The organism is Sphingomonas sp. dw_22, assembly GCF_018449795.1.
Classification (GTDB): domain Bacteria; phylum Pseudomonadota; class Alphaproteobacteria; order Sphingomonadales; family Sphingomonadaceae; genus Sphingomonas.
The window spans coordinates 1-18526 of the sequence record NZ_JAAVVE010000059.1; the positions used below are offsets into that span (position 1 = coordinate 1).

General features: G+C 70.2%; 15 protein-coding genes. All 15 read left to right on the top strand.

What is annotated here, in order from left to right:
• On the top strand, window positions 1–486 hold a 486-nt coding region (locus HB724_RS18410; RefSeq protein ID WP_213982406.1), incomplete at its 5' end, for a phage tail sheath C-terminal domain-containing protein.
• 1 nt (window position 487) lies between these two features.
• Window positions 488–958 carry a phage tail protein gene (locus HB724_RS18415; RefSeq protein ID WP_213982407.1) on the top strand — a complete coding sequence of 157 codons (471 nt, stop codon included), beginning with the start codon at window positions 488–490 and terminating at the stop codon, window positions 956–958.
• Entirely contained in the window at window positions 958–1716 is a 759-nt protein-coding gene (locus HB724_RS18420; protein WP_213982408.1) for a LysM peptidoglycan-binding domain-containing protein, read from the top strand. Before HB724_RS18415 ends, HB724_RS18420 begins: the two co-directional genes overlap by 1 nt.
• A gap of 14 nt (window positions 1717–1730) precedes the next feature.
• Window positions 1731–1892: a hypothetical protein gene (locus tag HB724_RS18425; RefSeq protein WP_213982409.1), complete on the top strand. Its 162-nt coding sequence runs from the start codon at window positions 1731–1733 to the stop codon at window positions 1890–1892.
• The gene (locus HB724_RS18430) at window positions 1892–2965 is read left to right on the top strand and encodes a contractile injection system protein, VgrG/Pvc8 family (protein ID WP_213982410.1); all 1074 of its coding nucleotides are present in this window, start codon (window positions 1892–1894) and stop codon (window positions 2963–2965) included. Before HB724_RS18425 ends, HB724_RS18430 begins: the two co-directional genes overlap by 1 nt.
• Window positions 2965–3684: a phage baseplate assembly protein V gene (locus HB724_RS18435; protein WP_213982411.1), complete on the top strand. Its 720-nt coding sequence runs from the start codon at window positions 2965–2967 to the stop codon at window positions 3682–3684. Before HB724_RS18430 ends, HB724_RS18435 begins: the two co-directional genes overlap by 1 nt.
• Entirely contained in the window at window positions 3681–5762 is a 2082-nt protein-coding gene (locus HB724_RS18440) for a hypothetical protein (RefSeq protein ID WP_213982412.1), read from the top strand. Before HB724_RS18435 ends, HB724_RS18440 begins: the two co-directional genes overlap by 4 nt.
• A complete protein-coding gene (locus HB724_RS18445; RefSeq protein WP_213982413.1) occupies window positions 5759–6145 on the top strand; it encodes a GPW/gp25 family protein in 387 nt (128 codons plus the stop codon). The genes HB724_RS18440 and HB724_RS18445 overlap by 4 nt, the downstream gene beginning before the upstream one ends.
• Entirely contained in the window at window positions 6145–8421 is a 2277-nt protein-coding gene (locus HB724_RS18450) for a baseplate J/gp47 family protein (protein WP_213982414.1), read from the top strand. The genes HB724_RS18445 and HB724_RS18450 overlap by 1 nt, the downstream gene beginning before the upstream one ends.
• On the top strand, window positions 8421–11018 hold the full coding sequence (locus HB724_RS18455; protein ID WP_213982415.1) for a phage tail protein: 2598 nt from the start codon (window positions 8421–8423) through the stop codon (window positions 11016–11018). The genes HB724_RS18450 and HB724_RS18455 overlap by 1 nt, the downstream gene beginning before the upstream one ends.
• A 42-nt stretch (window positions 11019–11060) precedes the next feature.
• A complete protein-coding gene (locus HB724_RS20635) occupies window positions 11061–12641 on the top strand; it encodes a hypothetical protein (protein WP_213982416.1) in 1581 nt (526 codons plus the stop codon).
• 3 nt (window positions 12642–12644) lie between these two features.
• A complete protein-coding gene (locus tag HB724_RS18465) occupies window positions 12645–13898 on the top strand; it encodes a hypothetical protein (protein ID WP_213982417.1) in 1254 nt (417 codons plus the stop codon).
• A 14-nt stretch (window positions 13899–13912) separates the two neighbouring features.
• Complete coding sequence (locus tag HB724_RS18470; RefSeq protein WP_213982418.1) at window positions 13913–14566, top strand: hypothetical protein; 654 nt, start codon at window positions 13913–13915, stop codon at window positions 14564–14566.
• Window positions 14567–14569: 3 nt separating this feature from the next.
• Window positions 14570–16219, top strand: a complete 1650-nt coding sequence (locus HB724_RS18475) for a hypothetical protein (RefSeq protein ID WP_213982419.1) — start codon at window positions 14570–14572, stop codon at window positions 16217–16219.
• The gene (locus HB724_RS18480) at window positions 16216–18156 is read left to right on the top strand and encodes an ATP-binding protein (RefSeq protein ID WP_213982420.1); all 1941 of its coding nucleotides are present in this window, start codon (window positions 16216–16218) and stop codon (window positions 18154–18156) included. Before HB724_RS18475 ends, HB724_RS18480 begins: the two co-directional genes overlap by 4 nt.
• Window positions 18157–18526 lie beyond the last annotated feature (370 nt).

Below are 18526 nucleotides of genomic sequence, written 5' to 3' on the forward strand. Positions count from 1 at the left end.
CGGGTGCCGCTGGCCGACGTGATCGCACTCTCCGGCCCGATCGCCGATGCCGACCGCGAGGCGCTGGCCGCGGGCCATGTGAATGCCATCCTCCGCGATCCGCACGGCTTCCTGATGAGCGACACGCTCACCTTGTCCGACGAGCCCGACTGGCGCGAGATCGGCGTGCGGCGCCTGATCGACCTGCTCCGCCGCACCGCCACCCAGCGCGGCGCGACCTATGTGTTCGAACCCAATGGCGACGTGCTGCGCCGGGTGATCGAGCGGAGCTTCGGCCATATGCTCGACGATCTGCTGCGCCGCGGCGCCTTTGCCGGCAAGGACGCGGCGCACAGCTATCGGCTGATGATCGACGCCAGCGATGCCGATCGGATGAACGGGCGGCTGACGGTAGAGATCGCCGTCGCGCCCGCGCGGCCGATGCGGTTCCTGACCGTGGTGCTGCGCCAGATCGGCGAGCGGCTGGCCGTGGTGGAGGAGCGCTGACATGCCCGGCGCCAGCCCGCGTCCCTACCCGTTCGTCGCCTTCAACTTCTCGGTGGAGATCCATCGCGACGGGGAAAGCGGCCCGCTGGTCGGCGCGGCCTTTGCCGATTGCGACGGGCTGGAAATGTCGATGGACGTCAAGACGATCCGCGAGGGCGGCGACGCCGCGCGGGCGATCCGGCTGAGCGGCAACGTCACCTATTCGCCGCTGACGCTCAAGCGCGGCATGACCGAGGATGCGGGGCTGTGGAAATGGTTCCAGGATTCGATCGACGATCCGCGCCTGCGCGCCGATGCCGAGGTCGTGGTGCTGGCCCCCGACGGCCAGACCGAACGCGCCCGCTTCCAGCTCGCGCGCTGCCTGCCGGTGAAATTGAAGGCGCCGATGCTCAGCGCCACCAATTCGGCGATCGCCGTGGAGGAGCTCCAGATCGCCTATGAATCGATGAAGTTCGTGGCGGGGAGAGGCTGATGCCCGAGCTGGTCAAGGCGCGCCTCATCGAACTGTCGCAGGACTTCAAGCAGGAGAAGCCCGGCGGCCAGTCCGTGCCCGTGCAGTTCAACCCGGAATCGCTGAAGGTCACCTTCGCCAACCAACTCGTCCAGCCCCAGGGCGGAGACCAGGCGGCGGGCAATACCGGGCGGCAGTTCGTCGGCGCGGGCACCACCAAGCTGGCGCTGACCCTGTGGTTCGACGTGACGGCGATGACCGACGAGCCGGTCGACGACGTGCGGCGGCTGACCCAGAAGGTGATCTTCTTCATGACGCCGACGCCCGATGGGCAGGACAGCAAGAAGATGGTGGCGCCCGCGACCCGCTTCGTCTGGGGCAGCTTCCTGTTCGACGGGATCGTCGAGGGGCTGGAGGAGAGCCTGGAATTCTTCGGCGCGGACGGCAAGCCGCTGCGCGCCAGCGTCACGCTGACGCTCGGCCAGCAGAAGATCCTGGCGTCGGAGTTCAAGGGCGACGGCCGAGTGCCGAGCCGGACCGGACAGGCACCGCTGTCGGCGGCCAAATCGGGGGATTCGCTCCAGTCGATGGCGGCCGCGTCGGGCAATTCGGACTGGAAGTCGATCGCCTCCGCCAACGGAATCGAGGATCCGCTGCGCCTGTCGCCGGGCCAGCTCATCGACCTGAAGCCCGGCGGCGCGAGCGGCGGCGGGGCGAGCATCGCGACGCCGTCGATCGCCGCGCCTGGGCGGCCAGGCATCCAGTTCGGCGTCAACTAGGGAGAGGCAAGCGCATGGCCGTGGTCATCAACGAGTTCGAGGCCGTCGCCGAAACCGAAAGCCGTGGGGGCGGCGCAACGGCGGCGGGCGGCGCGCCTGCGCGGATCGAGCCGGCCCAGCTGCGCCCGCCGCTGCATCGCCTCGCCCGCCGCCATGAACGGCTGAGGGCGCACTGATGGCCAGCCAGCCCGCCTCGAATATCACGCCGCTACCGATGCGGGCGGCGCGCCCGACGATCGAGATCGACGGGCAGCGCTCGGATCGGCTGGAGGCGTCGCTGGCCGCGCTCGACGTGACCGATCTGATCGAGGGCATGGGCCGGGCGGAGCTGACCTTCGGCAATTGGGGCGGCGACACGCCAGGCTTCCAGCATTTCGACCGGCGGACGATCGAGTTCGGCAAGCCCATCAAGGTGAAGCTGGGCGACGACCTGCTGTTCGACGGTCGGATCGGCGCGATCACCGCCGATTATCCGGACGGGGCACCGCCGCTGATCGGCATATTGTGCGAGGACAAGCTCCAGGATCTGCGGATGACGCGCCGCTCGCGCAGCTTCGAGAGCGCGTCGCTGGCCGATGTCGCCCGGGCTATCGCCAGCGATCATGGGCTGACCCCGCGGATCGATTTCGATGCCGCCACCCAGAAGCTGATCGCGCAGGTCAACCAGAGCGACCTGGCGTTGCTCTACGATCTTGCCCGGCGCGAGGATGCCAGCGTCTGGGTGGAGGGCGGCGACCTCCATCTCGCGCGGCTGCGCCCCGATACGCGGGTGGAGCTGCGCTGGGCCGGGTCGCTGCGCGAATTCCATGTCGAGGCCGATCTTGCCGGCCAGCGCACGGCGATGGTCGCTTCCGGCTGGAACGTGCAAGATCGCGCGGCGGCGACGCATCGCGCCGAGGCCGGCGCCATTTCCGCCGAACTGGGCTCCGACGATGGCGGCGCTTCGATCCTCTCCTCCGCGTTCGGCGACCGGGTGGATTGCATCGCCCATAGCCTGCCGCGCGACGATGCCGAGGCACGCACCGTCGCCGAGGCGAGCTTCCGGCTGATGGCGCGCGGCTTCGTGCGCGGCGAAGGCGTGGCCGAGGCCAATGCCGCGATCCGCGTCGGTGCCAGCCTGGCGCTGACCGGGCTCGGTCCGCTGTTCGACGGCACCTATCGCGCGACCGCCGTCACCCACCGCTTCGATCAGAATGCCGGGCTCCGCACCGAATTCCGCTGCGAACGCCCCGGCATCGGGAGGCCGTGATGGGCTGGCTGGAGCTCGACCGCGCAACCGCCCAGACCGCCGAGCGCCTGCCCGACGGCTGGGGCGGCCGCTGGTACGGCGTGGCGCCGGCGACCGTCTCCGACCTGCAGGATCCTGACGGACAGGGCCGGGTGAAGGTCCGCCTGCCCTGGTCGCCCGATGGCGGCGGCGGACAGGGCTATGAAGCCTGGGCGCGGATGGCGACGCTGTTCGCGGGCGACAATCGGGGGAGCTGGTTCCTCCCCGATGTCGATGACGAAGTGCTGGTCGCGTTCGAACATGGCGATCCGCGCCGCCCCTATGTGCTGGGCGGGCTGTGGAACGGCCGCGACGCGCCGCCCCAGTCGATCGACCAGCGCAATACCAAGAAGGTGATCCGCAGCCGCAACGGCGTGAAGCTGACGCTGGACGATACCGACGGCCAGGAGACGCTCAGGCTGGAGACGCCGGGCGGCCAGTCGGTGACGCTCAAGGACGGCCCCGGCGCGATCACGATCGAGGATTCGAACGGCAATTCGGTGAAGCTGGAAAGCGCCGGCATCACCGTGACCGCCGCCGCCAAGGTCACGGTCAACGCCTCACAGGTCGCCGTCTCGGCCGGGATGGTGAAGGTGGATGCCGGCATGTCCACTTTCTCCGGCGTCGTGAAGTGCGACACGCTGATCTCCAATACCGTGATCTCGGCCACCTACACGCCGGGCGCGGGAAATATCTGGTGAACGCGCTCGCCCATAAAGTCGCCTGGCAGGCGCCCCGGCCGCTCTGGCGCGGCATGCAGCCGCAGCAACAGCCCCAGGCGCGTGCGCCGCAGCTCCTGCGCTTTGCCAGCGACGATTTCATGGATCAGTTGCTGGCGACGCTGGCCGAGGCGCCGGCGCGCATCTCCGATCGGATCGCCCGGTTCGAGACGTGGCGCGATCCACCCCAGCCGGCCGACCTGACCGATCCGATCGTCCGCGTGCCGTTGCCCGCACCGATGCAGGCGGCGAAGCGCGGCCGGCTGCTGCGCGCGCCGGTCACGCCGCCGCCGACGCCGAATGCCCAGCGCCGGCTGAAGCTCTACCAGCCGGCGCAGCAGCGCTATTATGTCGTCGCCGGAACGCTCGCCTGCGCCATTCCGGGCCTGCCCGAGCGCAGCCTGGCCGGCGGGCACGAGACGGTCCATTTCGTGCTCCGGCGGCTGATGCCGGCGCCCGGCGACGGCGAGAAGGCCGAATATGCCTTTGTGAAGCAGGGCGACGAGGCCCGCTGGCAGAAACTGGCGGCGGGCACCGATCTGGCGCCGGGCGAGGAATTGCTGCCGCTCTTCCCCTTGCAGCACCGCGACGAGGAGGGCCGCCCGCGCACCCTGTGGGGCGGGCTGGTGCCGGTGGCGCGGCGCGAGGAATATCTGGCGCAGCAGGTGGTGACGACGCCGGTGCCGCTCGCCCAGGGCCAGGCCGATGCGCTGCGGCCCCCGCCCGCGCCGGCGCCCGTCAATTCCACCTATGCGCGCACCGCGCGGTTGCGCCTGGAGGTGTCGGAGCCGTGGAAGGCGATGATGCGCACGGCGATCAGGGGCACCATCGATCTGAACGAAAGCGTGCCGGACGGTCTTCCCGATCAGCCGGCCGCAGCCGCGGCGGCGCGCATCTTCGCGTTCAACATCCAGTTCCAGATGCAGTCCTGGCTGCTGCTGCTCGACCTGCGCCTGTGGATCGAGGATCATCTACCCGCACTGAAGACGGCGCTCGCCACCGGTACGCCGCCCGCCGCCGGCACGCCCGCGCGCAAGGCGTGGGACGTGCTGGACAGCGCCACCGCCGCCAATCTGGTGACGGCGATGCGCGATCCCGATCATCCCGACGACGACCTCAAGCCCATGGCCGCCTCGATGCGCGCGGCGCTGACCGATATTCTCGGCTTCAAGGATCTGCTCGACAACGCCGCCACGCATTACACGCCATCGGTCGCGAAGGACGCGACGAAGCGGCAGAACTGGCCCGATTTCCATTTCCCTCTGGTCGGGCTGACCGTCGCGGGTGGCCTGGAGGGGCCCTGGGCAACCATCCTGACCCAGACCGACCCGGTGAACGGCACGCTCGATACGCCCGGCACCAGCGGCGACGAGGTACAGGGGATCGCGACGCCCCGCGACGTCACGCCCAACGCCCCGCCCGCCCTGCCCAATCCCGAGGATCTGGACCGCTTCACCGCCACGCTCGCCCGCGCGCTGCCGGTGCAGCCGGAAACCGATGTCCAGCCCATCCCCCACGCGATGAGGCTGCGCGACGTGATGCTGAAGACCGCAGGCGATGGCGGGCTGTTCGTCATCCGCATGGTGCATGTGAACGCCGATTGCGGGCCGCTCCATCCGCCGACGCTTTCGGAGCCGAGCGAGCGGTTCGAGCTGGCGAGCTTCTTCGATCCCGAGGCGCCGGTGCGCCCGATCACCATCACCCTGCCGACCGACACCTCGCCCGCGGGCCTGCGCAAGCATGGGCGCGGCGCGGCCTTCGTGATGTCGGACATGCTGTGCGGCCAGGTCCAGCGCGCCAAGGGGCTGGGGTTCATCGATCTCGTCCTCCAGGTTCTCCCCTGGCCGTTCCACAAGGACATCGAGATCGGCGACGGCGGCGGCTGCAAGAACAACGGGCTGGAGATCGGCATGATCTGCTCGCTGTCGATCCCGATCATCACGCTGTGCGCGCTGATCCTGCTCATCATCATCGTCACGCTGCTGGACTTCATCTTCCGCTGGCTGCCCTGGTTCATCTGCTGCTTCCCGGTGCCGAAGCTGAAAGGGAAACCGGCATGAACCCGCTGGGCAAGAGCATCGGCTTCCCGCTGGGCGTGGGCGCGGACGGCCGCATCCGCTGGTCGGAGGGCGAGGACAATATCCGCGAATCGATCGCGGTGATCCTCCAGACCGAGATGGGCGAGCGGATCGCGCTTTCCGATTTCGGCGCGGGGCTGGGCCTGTTCCTGTTCGAGCCGAACAACCCTGCCACCCATGTCCGCATGGTCCGCCAGATCGAGGAGTCGCTCAGACGCTGGGAACCGCGCATCGCGCTCGACGCAGTCGAGGTGCGCGAGGATCCCGAGGACGCATCCGAGGCGATCGCCACGATCAGCTATCGCCTGGTCGCCACCGGCGCGGCCGAGCGCGTCTCCCTCTCCATCCGACTGGGGCAAGCCTGATGCCGCTGCCAGCGCCCATATTGGACGATCGCCAGTATCGTGACCTTGTCGACGAGACCCTGGCCCGGGTGCCCGTCCACACGCCGGAATGGACCAATTTCAATGCGTCCGATCCCGGCGTCACTTTGGTCCAGCTCTTCGCCTTCTTGACCGACAGTCTGATCTACCGCGCCAATCTGATCCCCGAGCGCAACCGCGCCAAGTTCCTGAAGCTGCTCGGCATTCCGCTGCGCACCGCGCAGGAGGCGCGCGGCATCGTCGCCTTCGCCAACGAGCGCGGGCCGCTGGAGGCGCGGACGATCGCCGCCGATGCCGAACTGCTGGCCGGCAAGATGCCGTTCCGCACCACGCGCGGCCTCGCCGTGCTGCCGGTCGAGGCGCGCCTCTACACGAAGCGCCCGGTCACCGAGGAGTCGCCCGAGCTGCGCCAATATTACGAGCTGCTCTACGCATCCTATGACAAGCCACTCGATGGCAGCGCGCTGTCGCTTTACCAGACCGCCGCCTTCGATCCGCGACAAGGCCCGTTCGATGCCGGCGATACCATCGACCGGTCGCTATGGATCGCGCTGCTCGCCCGCAAGGACGATCTGGCCGTGCTGGGCCTCGACCAGGTGCGCGAGGCGATCGGCGGCACGACGCTGTCGCTCGGCCTCTCGCCCGCGACGAGCGGAGGCGCGCGCACGCTGCTGCCCGGCGGCACGAGTGCGGCCACGCCCGATGCGCTCAGCTTTCAGATGCCCCGGCCGGAGGCGAACGGGGCGCTGGCCTTTGACGAGCAGCAGCGCCCGGCGCCCGTCTGGCGCAAGCTCGACACCCGCTTCGATTTCGATCCGCTGACCGAGCCGGGCGTGGTCGAGATCGCGCTGCCGCCCGCCGCCGAGCTCGCACCGTGGAGCGACATTGACCCGCTCGAGGCTGGGGTGGGCGATCTGCCGCCCGCGCTGGAGGATCCCGAGCTCAACGACCGGCTGGTCACGTGGATACGCCTGAATGTCGCCTCGGCGGCGGACTTCCGCCTGGCCTGGGCGGGCATCAACGCCGCTCCCGTCCGCCAGATCGAGACGATCCGCGCGGAACGACTGGCCGATGGTGACGGCACGCCCGACCAGCAGCGCCAGCTCTCGCGCGCGCCGATCCTCGCCGACAGGATCGCGCTGACCAGCGTGCGCACCGACGGTAGCGAAGTGACCTGGACACCGGTGGATGACCTGCTCGTCGCCGCGCCCGAAGTGCCCCTCGCCGGCGCCACGCCGCCGACTGTGCCCGCCACCTGCTTCCGCATCGATGCCGAGGCGGGCCTCATCAGTTTCGGCGACGGACTGGCCGGCCAGCGCCCGGCGGCGGGCGAGCGGCTCTATGCGCGCTACGAAGTGAGCGAGGGGCTGGAGGGCAATGTAGGGCCGGGCGCGATCAAGCAGGGGCCGGCGGTGCCCCAGGGCATCACTGCCACCAACCCGATCGCCACCTGGGGCGGCGCCGATGCGGAAGGCGTCGCGGACGGCGAGCGTCAGGTGCAGCATTACCTCCAGCATCGCGACCGGCTGGTGACCGCGCGGGATTTCCATGACATCGCCTGGCGCACGCCGGGCATCGCGATCGGGCGGATCGAGATATTGCCGGGCTGGCATCCCGATCTCGCCCCGACCGGCATCGGCAGCGTGCCCGGCGTCGTCACGCTGATGGCGATCCCGGCGGGCGATCCCGCCCACCCCGCCGCGCCCCGCGCCGACGATGCGTTCCTCGATGCGCTGTGCCGCTATCTCGATCCGCGCCGGCTGGTGACCACCGAGCTGGTGCTGCACGGGCCGGTCTATAAGGGCATCTGGGTCTCGATCGGCATCACCGTGGCCGGCGGCTATGCCAGCGCCGAAGTGATCGATGCGGTGAAGGCGCGCATCAAAGCCTATCTGAGCCCGCTGCCGCCGGCGGGCTCGGGCTTCGCCGATGTCTCCACGCCGCTCTACGGCGCCCCGGCCGACCCGGAAGCGTCGGGCTGGCCACTCGACAAGCCGGTCCATGCGCGCGCCATCCTGGCCGAAGCGGCACGTGTCGCCGGGGTGGTCGAGGTGGCCGATGTGCTGCTGGCGCTCGGCAATGGCGTCGCCGCCGACTCGGTGGAGATGAGCGGGATCGAGCTGCCCGAGCTGCTCGGCCTGTCCGTGGTCACCGGCGAGCCGGTCGATCTCGCATCGCTGCGCGGCGATGCCGTGGAGGCCAGCGGCGACACGCGGCCGCCGCTGCTCCCGGTTCCTGTCGTCCCGGAGACATGTTGATGAACCCCGACGGGCAGAAATTCCATCTGCTGCTGGGCCTGGGCGACTGGGGCGCCTGCGCCGTGCCGGGCGATCCGCCGCTCGACCTGGCCGGAGCCATGGCGCTGGAGCCTGCCGACCGCCCGGCCCTGGCCCCGGAATGGGATGGCGCGCGGCAGGAAGTGACCTTGGCCAACCGGCTCGACCGGCTGCGCGGATCGGCGAGCGACGTACCGCTCGACCTGTCGCTACGGCGCGCGGCGGCGGCCGACGCCAATGGCAATATCTATTGGATCGGCGACGATCCGGCGCAGCTCTACGTCCGTTCGGCAGGCGACGGGGCGACCACGCGCTTCTGGCCGGACCCGCGCTCGCGCCCTCCCAAGCCTGGGCTGTTCGTCGATGCGGCCGCCGGCGATCCGGTGCCCCACGCCTATCATGCGATGGCGGTGACCGACGATAGCTGGCTGGTCGTCGCCGACGCGACCGGGCTCGACAGTTTCGACTTGATCGCCGGCGGCCCGCCTGCCCGTTTCGACTGGCCTTCGAGCTTCTCGCCGAAGCCGGTCGACCTGGCGTCGCGCGGCCGCGGGCTATGGCTGCTCGATCGCGATGCCCGGCGCCTCTACGAGCTCGATTCGACCTTTTCGGTCTGCGGCGGCACGGGTGCCGATCCGGAACCCGACCTGTTCCAGCCCGAAACCGGCGAGCCGAGGCTGCACCGGCCCCCAGCACAGGCGCAGGGCCACGACCTGACGGCGCTCGATCCCGCAATCGATCCGATCGCCATCGCGCCGCTTTCGGACGGCGTGGTCGCGATCCTCTCGCGCGCGCCCTCGGCCATCTTCGTGCTGCGCACCGGCGACGAAGTGCTGCTCGACCGCCAGCCGCTGGAATTCATGCCGCACGACATGGTGACGGGCATGCTGCTGCTGCGCGGCGGCGAGGAGGCACGGCGGGTGCTGGTGTCCGGGCGCGGCGGCAACCAGCTCCGCTCGTTCCGCATCGATGGCGAGGCGGGCGCCGAGACGCTGTTCGCCACCACCGAAACGGTGCCGCTGCGGCGCCATGGCGGCCGCGCGCTGCTGACGGTGGAGGGCGCCGCCAGCTATGACAGCGGCCCCGTGCCCGACTGGCCGCGCGCCGTCGAGCAGCCGCGCCAGCTCTTCGCGACCGAAGGCGAACTTGCCACCCGCCTGTTCGACGCGGGCGTGCCGCAGACCGTGTGGGATCGGATGCGGTTCGACGGCTGCATGCCGGCGGGCACCCATTTGCTGGTCGAGGCCCGGTGCGGCGACACGCCCGACAGGCTGGGCGGCTGGGTCCGCCAGCCCGAGCCGCTCCTGTCGCGCACCGGCAGCGAGCTTCCCGCGCACGGCCCCGCCGCCCTGCCCGCGACCGACCTCAAGCGCCGCCGCGGCACCTTCGATCTGCTGCTCCAGCAGATGCGCGGCCGCTATCTCCAGCTTCGCCTCACGCTGAGCGGCGACGGCAATACCAGCCCGCATCTGCGTGCGCTGCGGGTGTCCTGGCCGCGTATTTCCTGGGCTGAACGCTATCTGCCGGCGGTATGGCGCGCCGATCCGGCAGGCGCAGACTTTCTCGACCGGTTCCTCGCCAACATGCAGGGAACGATAAGCGGGATCGAGACGCGGATCGCCATCGCCGAGGCACTGCTCGACACGCGGACCACGCCCAAGGACGGGCTCGGCTGGCTGGCGAGCTGGTTCGACGTCGCGCTCGATCCCTCCTGGGGCGAGGCGCGCAGCCGCGCCTTCATCGCCCATGCCTATCGCTTCTTCGGCTGGCGCGGCACGATCCGGGGACTGGAAAGCGCGCTGGCGCTGGCCTTTGGCGATCCGCTCGACGCCACCTTGTTCGACGATGGCGGCTGCACCTGCGCCACGCCGATCCGCATCGTCGAAACCTATCTCACCCGCACGCCGGTCGTCGCCGGCACGCCCAACTATGCCGCAGGCCTGGCCGAGCGGGCACGCTGGGTCGCGTTCCAGCAGGGACTGGGGCGCACGGCCCCGATGACGACCCTGCCCCGGCTCGGCGTGCTGGAGACGCAGGCGGAGGACTGGGCGGCATTCTGCGAGCGCGCATCGCCCGCGCGCGAGGGGTGGCAGCGACTGCTGGCCGGGCGCTATCGCCGCATCGCCGCGCTCAACGGCGCGCACGGCACCGCCTGGACCGGCTTCGGCGAAATCGCGCTTTGCGATACCGCGCCCGCGACCCCAGCCGCCCTGGCCGACTGGACCGCATTAGAGCAGCACCTGACGCCGATCCGCGACGCCGCGCACCGCTTCACCGTCCTGCTGCCGGTCAAGCCGAGCGACCCGACCGACACCGCCAGCCTGGGCCGGCTGGAGGCATTGGCGCGGCGGATCATCGAACTGGAGAAGCCTGCCCACACCATCTTCGACATCCGCTTCTATTTCGCCGCCAACCGGATCGGCGAGGCCCGGCTCGGCCTGGATACGGCGATCGGCGACGGCAGCCGCGCCGCCGAGCTGCTGCCGCCCGCGATCCTGGGCCGCGCCTATGCCGGCGAGAGTTTCGTCGGGGCCGGCCTTCCGCCCCTCTCCCCCGGCCGAGAGCTGCTCGCATGCTGAGCCCGGCCGCCCCCTCGAACCGGAACGAACCGGAGAACCGCCATGGGATGCTGTAACTCGACCACCGCGATCGCGCCCGATCTCGGCACGCCCGATCCGCATGCCCACGTCAATTTCGTGAAGGGCATGGTGCTGGGCGTCGCCGATTATGTGCAGGAGCACGCCTATCTGATAGGCCGCAGCGAATGGATGGCGCGCGACCTGATCGGATACGGCACCGCATCGGGGCTGGCGGTCTCGATCGAGGACGACGGCGAGGCCAATCCGCGCGTGCGCGTGACCGCGGGCTCGGCGGTGGTGCCTTCGGGCAGGATGGTCTGCGTGGGCCGCGACCAGTGCGGATCGATCAACGGCTGGCTGAACCAGGAGAAAAACGCCCAGCGCGTCGCCGCCTATGTCGGCGGATCGCCGCCCGCCGAATCGCTGCGGCTCTATGTCACTTTGTGCTTCCGTGATTGCGAGACCGCGCCGGTGCCGGTGCCGGGCGAACCCTGCCGCAGCGATTCCGAGCTGATGCAGCCGTCGCGCATCGCCGACGATTATTGCATCGAATTACGGCTCGATCCGCCCGAGCAATGGGAAGCCGACGCGATCGCGATTTTCTCCGCCTGGCTGGACGATGTGGCGGAGGAAGGGCCGCAATCGCCGCCGCTGGACGAGGCCGATTGGGAACCCGCCATCCGCGCCGCGCTGGGGCAGATCGTCGGCGATTTCACCGATGGCTTGCCGCCGGTTTTCTCCCCGCCTAACCTGCCGGTGCCGCCGCTGCCGCCCGGTGTCGCTATCGAGGCGTATGACGCGTTCCTGCGCCTGGCCTATCGCATCTGGATCACCGAGTTCCGGCCGAGCGTGATGGCGCAGCGCTGCGGCGATGCGGGCGGCACCGCGGCCGATTGCGTGCTGCTCGCGGCGCTCGACGTGCCGCTGCGCCATAGCGGCGAGGATCCCGCGAGCGGCTGGACGGTCGACGGCGACGCGATGGCGGTGGGCATCGACGAAGGGCGCCGGCCGCTGATCGCCTCGCTCCAGCTCGTCCAGACGGCGCTCGGCGTGATGACCGAGCAGGAGAGCGGCTGGCTGAGCCCGCCGCCGGGTCCGCCTGGACCGGAAGGGCCGGAGGGCGCCCCCGGCGAGGCCGGCGAAACCGGCCCGGCCGGTCCCGAAGGGCCGATTGGCGAGACCGGCCCCGCTGGACCGCAGGGACTCACGGGTGAAACCGGGCCCGCGGGACCGGAAGGCCCTCCAGGCCCCCCGGGACCACGCGGACCGGCCGGCCCCGCCGCCAATCAATTGCCGTTCCAGCTCCGGACCAGGATCATCGACCGGCCGATCACGCTCGACGACAAGATCGACTGCGTCATCGCCGACAAGGAAGCGACCGAGGTGAAGCTGCCGCCCGTCACGAAGAATGACGGCCGGTCCTATTACATCAAATCGCTGGTCAAGGAGCTGCGGATCGTCGCCAGCAAGGAGGAGCCGATCGAGCAGTTCGCGCCGCAATCGGGCTCCATATTCGGCGAAACGCTCGCCCTGCCGCAATATATGTCCGTCCAGATCGTGGCCGTCGAAGAGCCTGCCGGTTGGTATCTGATCGCCGACTATCGGCCCGGGCAGCGGGGATAAGCGATGCCGACCGATGTCCTCCAGCTCGATGAACCGGTGGTCGCCGATGCGATCCGCACGGTCAATTTCTTCAACGGGCGGCTGCTCACCGGCGGCGACCTGGGCCGCGAGCAGCAGGCGCGGCGCGGCGCGCTGGCGCGGCTCGGCAGCGCATTGGGCGACGGGGTGGCCCATGGCCTGGACATCTCGCCGGCGAGCAATGTCGCGCCCGGCAATCCGCCGGCGATCACGGTGCAGCCGGGACTCGCGATCAATCGCAACGGCACCGCGCTCGGCCTGACGAGTCCGGCCACGATCGCGCTCGACCGCACCGCGCCGCCGACCGAGAACAGCATCGCCTGCCTGTTCGACGATTGCGACACGGCCGGCCCGGGCGACTATGTCGGCGGCCAGGGGCTCTATCTGCTCGTCATCGCGCCGGCATTCGTCAGCGAGGGTCGGGCGCAGGTGAGCGGCATGGCCGATGCCGATCGCCGCTGCGCCTATGACGCGACGGTGGAGGCGGTGCGCTTTCGCCTGATCCGGATCGCTCCCGAGGATTACGGCGTGCCGGGCAGCGGCGCGAACTTCCGCAACGCCATCGCCTATCGCTGTTTCGGTGACGGCGTGCTGCGCGGCTGGGCCGCCGACCTCATCAGCCAGCTTCCCCGCGCCGACGACCTGATCGAGGAGCTGCGCGGGCACGGTCTGGAGGACGAAGACGTGCCGCTGGCGCTGATCGCCTTCACCGGATCGGCGGCGCCGCGCTTCATCGACCAGTGGAGCGTCCGCCGCCCGCTCGCGCCGCGATACGAGGACGACGTATTCGCCAATATCGTCGATCCGCGGCGGATCGCGGTGGGCCGGGCGATGTTCCGCCAGTTCCAGGACGAGATCGCCGGGATCGCCGCCACGGCCGGGCAGCTCGCCGCCACCCGCGCCCGCGATCGTTTCGCCTATCTGCCGCCCGCCGGCTTCCTGCCGATCCTCAACGACGGCCAGGCCCTGGCCTTCTTCACCGGGCTTACGGTGCGCGGGCCGACCTTCATCGATGCGGCCTGTGTGGAACCGCTGATCCGCGAAAGCCTGAGCATGCCGGCCATCCCGACCGCGGCGAACGAAGCGGGCAGCGACCATGCGATCTGGCTCTACCGCGTGGCGCTCCAGCAATCGCGCCCGCCCAATCTGATCTTCGCCAGCGGGCACCTGCCCGATCGCGGCGACGCCCGCTTCAACCTCAACCATTGGGACAATGCGAACTACGCGCTGATCCCCTGACAGGAGCGACCGACATGGCCGGCACCAGCGACATCTACACGTCCTACCTGACGCAGAAGGGGCCGCTCACCCAGGAAGAATCGACGCTGAAGGATCTGCTGCTGCGCCAGCAGATCTTCCGGTTCCAGCCACAGAGCTTCCAGAGCGCCACCGCGTCGCCCGCGCCCTCCGCCACCGCCAATCCGTCGAACGTCGCCACGCCGCCGATCGTCGCCGAGAACGATCCCGAATTCGAAGGATCGATGCTGCCCTATGTGAACCCGGGCGACCTCATCACCGCGGGCTATATGAACACGGTGGTCGATGCGGTGAACGGGATCATCGACTATCTGCAGCGCACGTCCGGCTCCGGCTCCAATATTCCCATCTACAGCCTCGGCACGTTGCTCTCCGCGACCAGCCCCGTCGCTGGGATCATCAAGGATGCCGTGGCCGATACCGGCAGCGATGACGTCGTCACCGTCAATATCCCCGGCACGTCGATCAACCCCGGCGATTTCGAGGCGCTGGTCTATGGCAAGCGCCGCATCGATCCCGGCGATCTGGTGAAGACCGATAGCGGGGTGAGCTTCAAGATCAACAAGGCCGATATCGGCACCGACAGCCCCGACCTGCTGGCCGTCGCCAAGGGCGCGGCGAACCAGCAACTGCTCCAGCTCTTCCGCTGAGCGATGGCGCCGCCGGCCAACCGCGCAGGCTTCACCATCGGCCGGGCACGCCTGGCCGGAGGACATGCCGGCGACCGGGAAAGGCTGTCGGCGGCGATCGACCAGGTGAGCCTGGCCGCGATCGGCCTGTCGCCGCGCGCGACGCTGATCCTGCGCCGCTTCGCCGCGCCGCGCCCGCTGGCACGCGGCGGAGCGTCCGACAGCTTTGTCGGATCGATCGAGACGAGCCTGCGCGAACGCGCCGCCGCCGCGCGCTCCGGCCGGGCGGGTGACGACCTGTATTTCGAGGACGAGGATGCGATCGATCTGGCGCTGGTTCGCCTCACGCTGACGTCGCAGGGGCCGTTGCCGGCCTGGGCGGCGCTGTTGCCCGCCGGCGGCGAACCGATGGCGCGCTGGCGCCGGACGATCCTGACCGAACCGGCCCGCCTGTCGCCCTTGGTAGCCCACCTCGTGGAGGCCGGCCAAGCCGCGGCCTGGCTGATGCGGTTCGATCCCGCGGAGATTGCATCCGCCGAGACGCGCATCCTCGCCGCCCATGGCGCCCCGCCGATCGCTTCCGCATCTACGGGCCAAAATCCCGCTCCGAGGCACGAACGCTTGCCCAACCCGAACGTGTCGCGGCTGGCGGCGTCGATCCGGCATCTCCGGCCGGAATATCCGCGCAATGCGAGCACTCCCGCCGTCGATCGCCTCATCCTTATCGCGCTGGTAGCGGAGCGACGGCCGGCGCTTCTGACGGCATCCGGCTTCGCGGAGGCCATGGCCCTGCCGACCGCCGCCGATCCTCCCGTCAGGCCGATGGCACCCGTCCCATCGAGCCGGGCGAGGGCAGCCCGGAATTCCGTCGCAATATCCCCTGTCCGGCGCAGCGCGGTACAACCGGATGCGCCTTTCGCGCATATGCCCGAGCCGATCCCGATCGAGATTCCGTCCGGCACCCCGCCCGAACCCTCACTACCGACGCCAGCCATCGCGACGTCACCGCCTCCGTATGCCGCTTCGGACCTGCCCGGTGCCGCCGAGATCGAAACCCGTTTCGGCGGCATGTTCTTCCTGCTGAACGTCTTCGTCGCGCTCGATCTCTGGGGCGGCTTCACCCGTCCGCGCGACGGATTGCCCGGCCTGTCGCCCTTCGAGTTGATCGGCATGCTCGGCCGCCACTGGTATGGGCGTGCCTTTGCCGACGATCCCATCGATGCGGCCTGGCGATCGATCGCCGGTCTTGGCCCCGGCGACCGGCCGGGCGCGCATTTCGCCGCGCCGGTCTGGTCGGTGCCGGCGCAATGGCTTGCGCCCTGGCCGAACGCTCTCGCCCTGCGCCGGGGCCCCAACCACTGGCATCCCGCCGGCTTTCCCTGGCGCGACGGCGCGCGGGCAGGGCCGGCCGCGCAGCGCCGGCGCCGATGGACATGGGCGCTCGCCCGCTATCTGGACGCACGCCTTGCCGTCGCGCTGGGGGTGGAACATGCCGCAGCCGCGCGCGACCTGGTCTGTCTCCGTCCGGGCCGCGTGGCGATTGAGCCGGACCGCATCACGGTTCGCTTCGCACTGGAGGACCATCCGATCGCGCTTCGGCTGGCCGGACTCGACCGCGATCCCGGCCGGCTGGCGGGTACCACCGCCGCCCTGTGCTTCGAGTTCCACGCATGAGCGGCTGGACGCCCGAGCGGCACAACCGCCTGAGCCTGTTGCTCACCGCGGCCGCGATCGGCGAACGGCTGGGCGACGATGCGGCCTTTCTGGCCGATTATACGGAGGAGGTTCGGCGCCTCACCGGATGGGCGGGCGACGCCGCTGCGCGGCGGGCGCGGCTGGACCACGAGACCGCGCACCTGCGCGACCTGCCGCTCCGCCGCCTGACCGCAGCGGGCGGCGGGCCAGGAGCGATCGATCTGCTGCTCACCGTCGCGCTCGCCGGCGAGGATCCCCGCATCGCCGCGCTGCTGGGTGACGGCGGCTTCGCCGAGACCGGCGCGCTCGTCGCCCTGTGGCGCTTTCGCGACGGCGAGGACGATCCGCTTGCCGCGCGCCAGGCGATCGCCTGGCTGCTCGACACCGGCCTGCTCCTGCTGGCCAATCCCGAAGCGCCGCGGCAGGCGCATGCGGTTTCGCTGAACGATGCCGTGTTCGACGTGCTGACCGGCGTCGAGCGGCGGCGCGACGCCTTCGCCGTCACCGCGACCGAGGATCTGCCCCGCACCGACGATCTGATCGCGCCGCCGGCACTGGCCGCACGCTTGCCAAGCCTGGCCCGCTTGATCGCCGAAGCCCCCGAAACCATGCTTTGCCTGCGTGGTCCCGAGCGGAACGGACGGCACCATCTCGCAAAGGCGCTGGCCCGTGCCGCCGGGCGGCCGGTCGTGACCGCATCCGGTGCGCCCGATCAAACAGCGGCGCTGCGTCAGGCCGCGATCGTCGCCTATCTGCGCGGCGCTGTGCTGGTGGTGAACGCCACCGCGCCCGCCGGCGAGCCCCGCACCCTGCCCGCGCCGCCGTTGGAGCCGCTTCCGACCATCCTCATCGCCGGCGAGCAGGGATCGATTGCCGCCGGGGGAAGGCCGCTCGTCACCATCGCCGTGCCGATGCCGGGAGAGAGCGAACGCCATACCCTGTGGCGACGCGCCGCGCCCGCCAAGGACGAAGCGACGCTCGCCCAGCTCGCCGCCACCTTCCGCGTCACCAGCGGCGCCATCGTCGATGCCGCTGCCGCCGCCCTTGCCGCCGAAGGCTACCTGACGCCCGAGACGGTACGCCAGGCGCTGCGCGATCTTCAGGACGGGCGCCTCGAAGGTGTGGCGCACCGGATCGACATCGAGAGCGAGGAGGAGTTCCTCGCGCTCGAACCCTCGGCCCATGCCGAGATGGAGCTGTTCGCGCTGCGCTGCCGCCATCGCGAGCAACTGGCCGATCATGCCGGCCCCGGCCCCGGCCGCCACGGGCTCAGGGCGTTGTTCAGCGGCCCCAGCGGCGCCGGCAAGACGCTCGCCGCCCGCTGCCTCGCCCGGACGCTGGCCAAGGATCTGTGGCGGATCGATCTCGCCGCCGCCGTCTCCAAATATATCGGCGAGACGGAAAAGACGCTCGATCGCGCCTTCGCCGCCGCCGAGGCGCGCGACGTGGTGCTGCTGCTCGACGAAGGCGACGCGCTGATGGCCCGGCGCACCGATATCGGCAATGCGAACGACCGCTATGCGAACCTGGAGACCAATTTCCTGCTCCAGCGGATCGAGAGCTTCTCCGGCATCCTGATCGTCACCTCGAACGCGGGCGACCGGATCGACGGGGCATTCCAGCGACGGATGGACGTGGTGGTGCCCTTCCAGCCGCCCGACGAACTGCGGCGCTACCAGATATTGCTGCACCATCTGGGCGAGCATCGCACAAGCGACGACCTGATCCAGGAGATCGCCGTGCGCTGCACGCTTTCCGGCGGCCAGCTTCGCAACGTGGCGCTCCACGCCCGCCTCCTTGCCCTGGAAGCCGGCGGTGTGATCGGCGACCGCGAACTGCGCAGCGCGATCGAGCGCGAATATCGCAAGCAGCAGAGCTATTGCCCGCTCAAGCCCCTGCTCGCCGCGGTGCACTGAAATGGCGGCGGGACGCGCCACTGCCCGGTCCCCCGCCCCCGAAGCCTCGCGCGCGCCGGAGCCTGCCCGGGCTTATCCGCAATTCTCGCTGCGCATGTCCCGCCCGGACGACGCCGCCGAACGCGAAGCCGAGCAGACGGCGGATCGCGTCATGGCGATGCCGGATGCGGTGGCGGCGCCGCGCCAGCGCGTCTCGCTGATCACCGCCCCACAGCTTGCCTCCGCGCCCGCGCCACGCCCCGCCGGTGCCCGCCCTCAGCAGACGGGTCCAGGAATCGGACAGGCGTCGGGTGGGGAAGGCGGTTGAACTCGGGTGTGCCCGGTTCCTTTAAAAAAAAAACACTCTCATCCTCGTTGTTTACACACACTC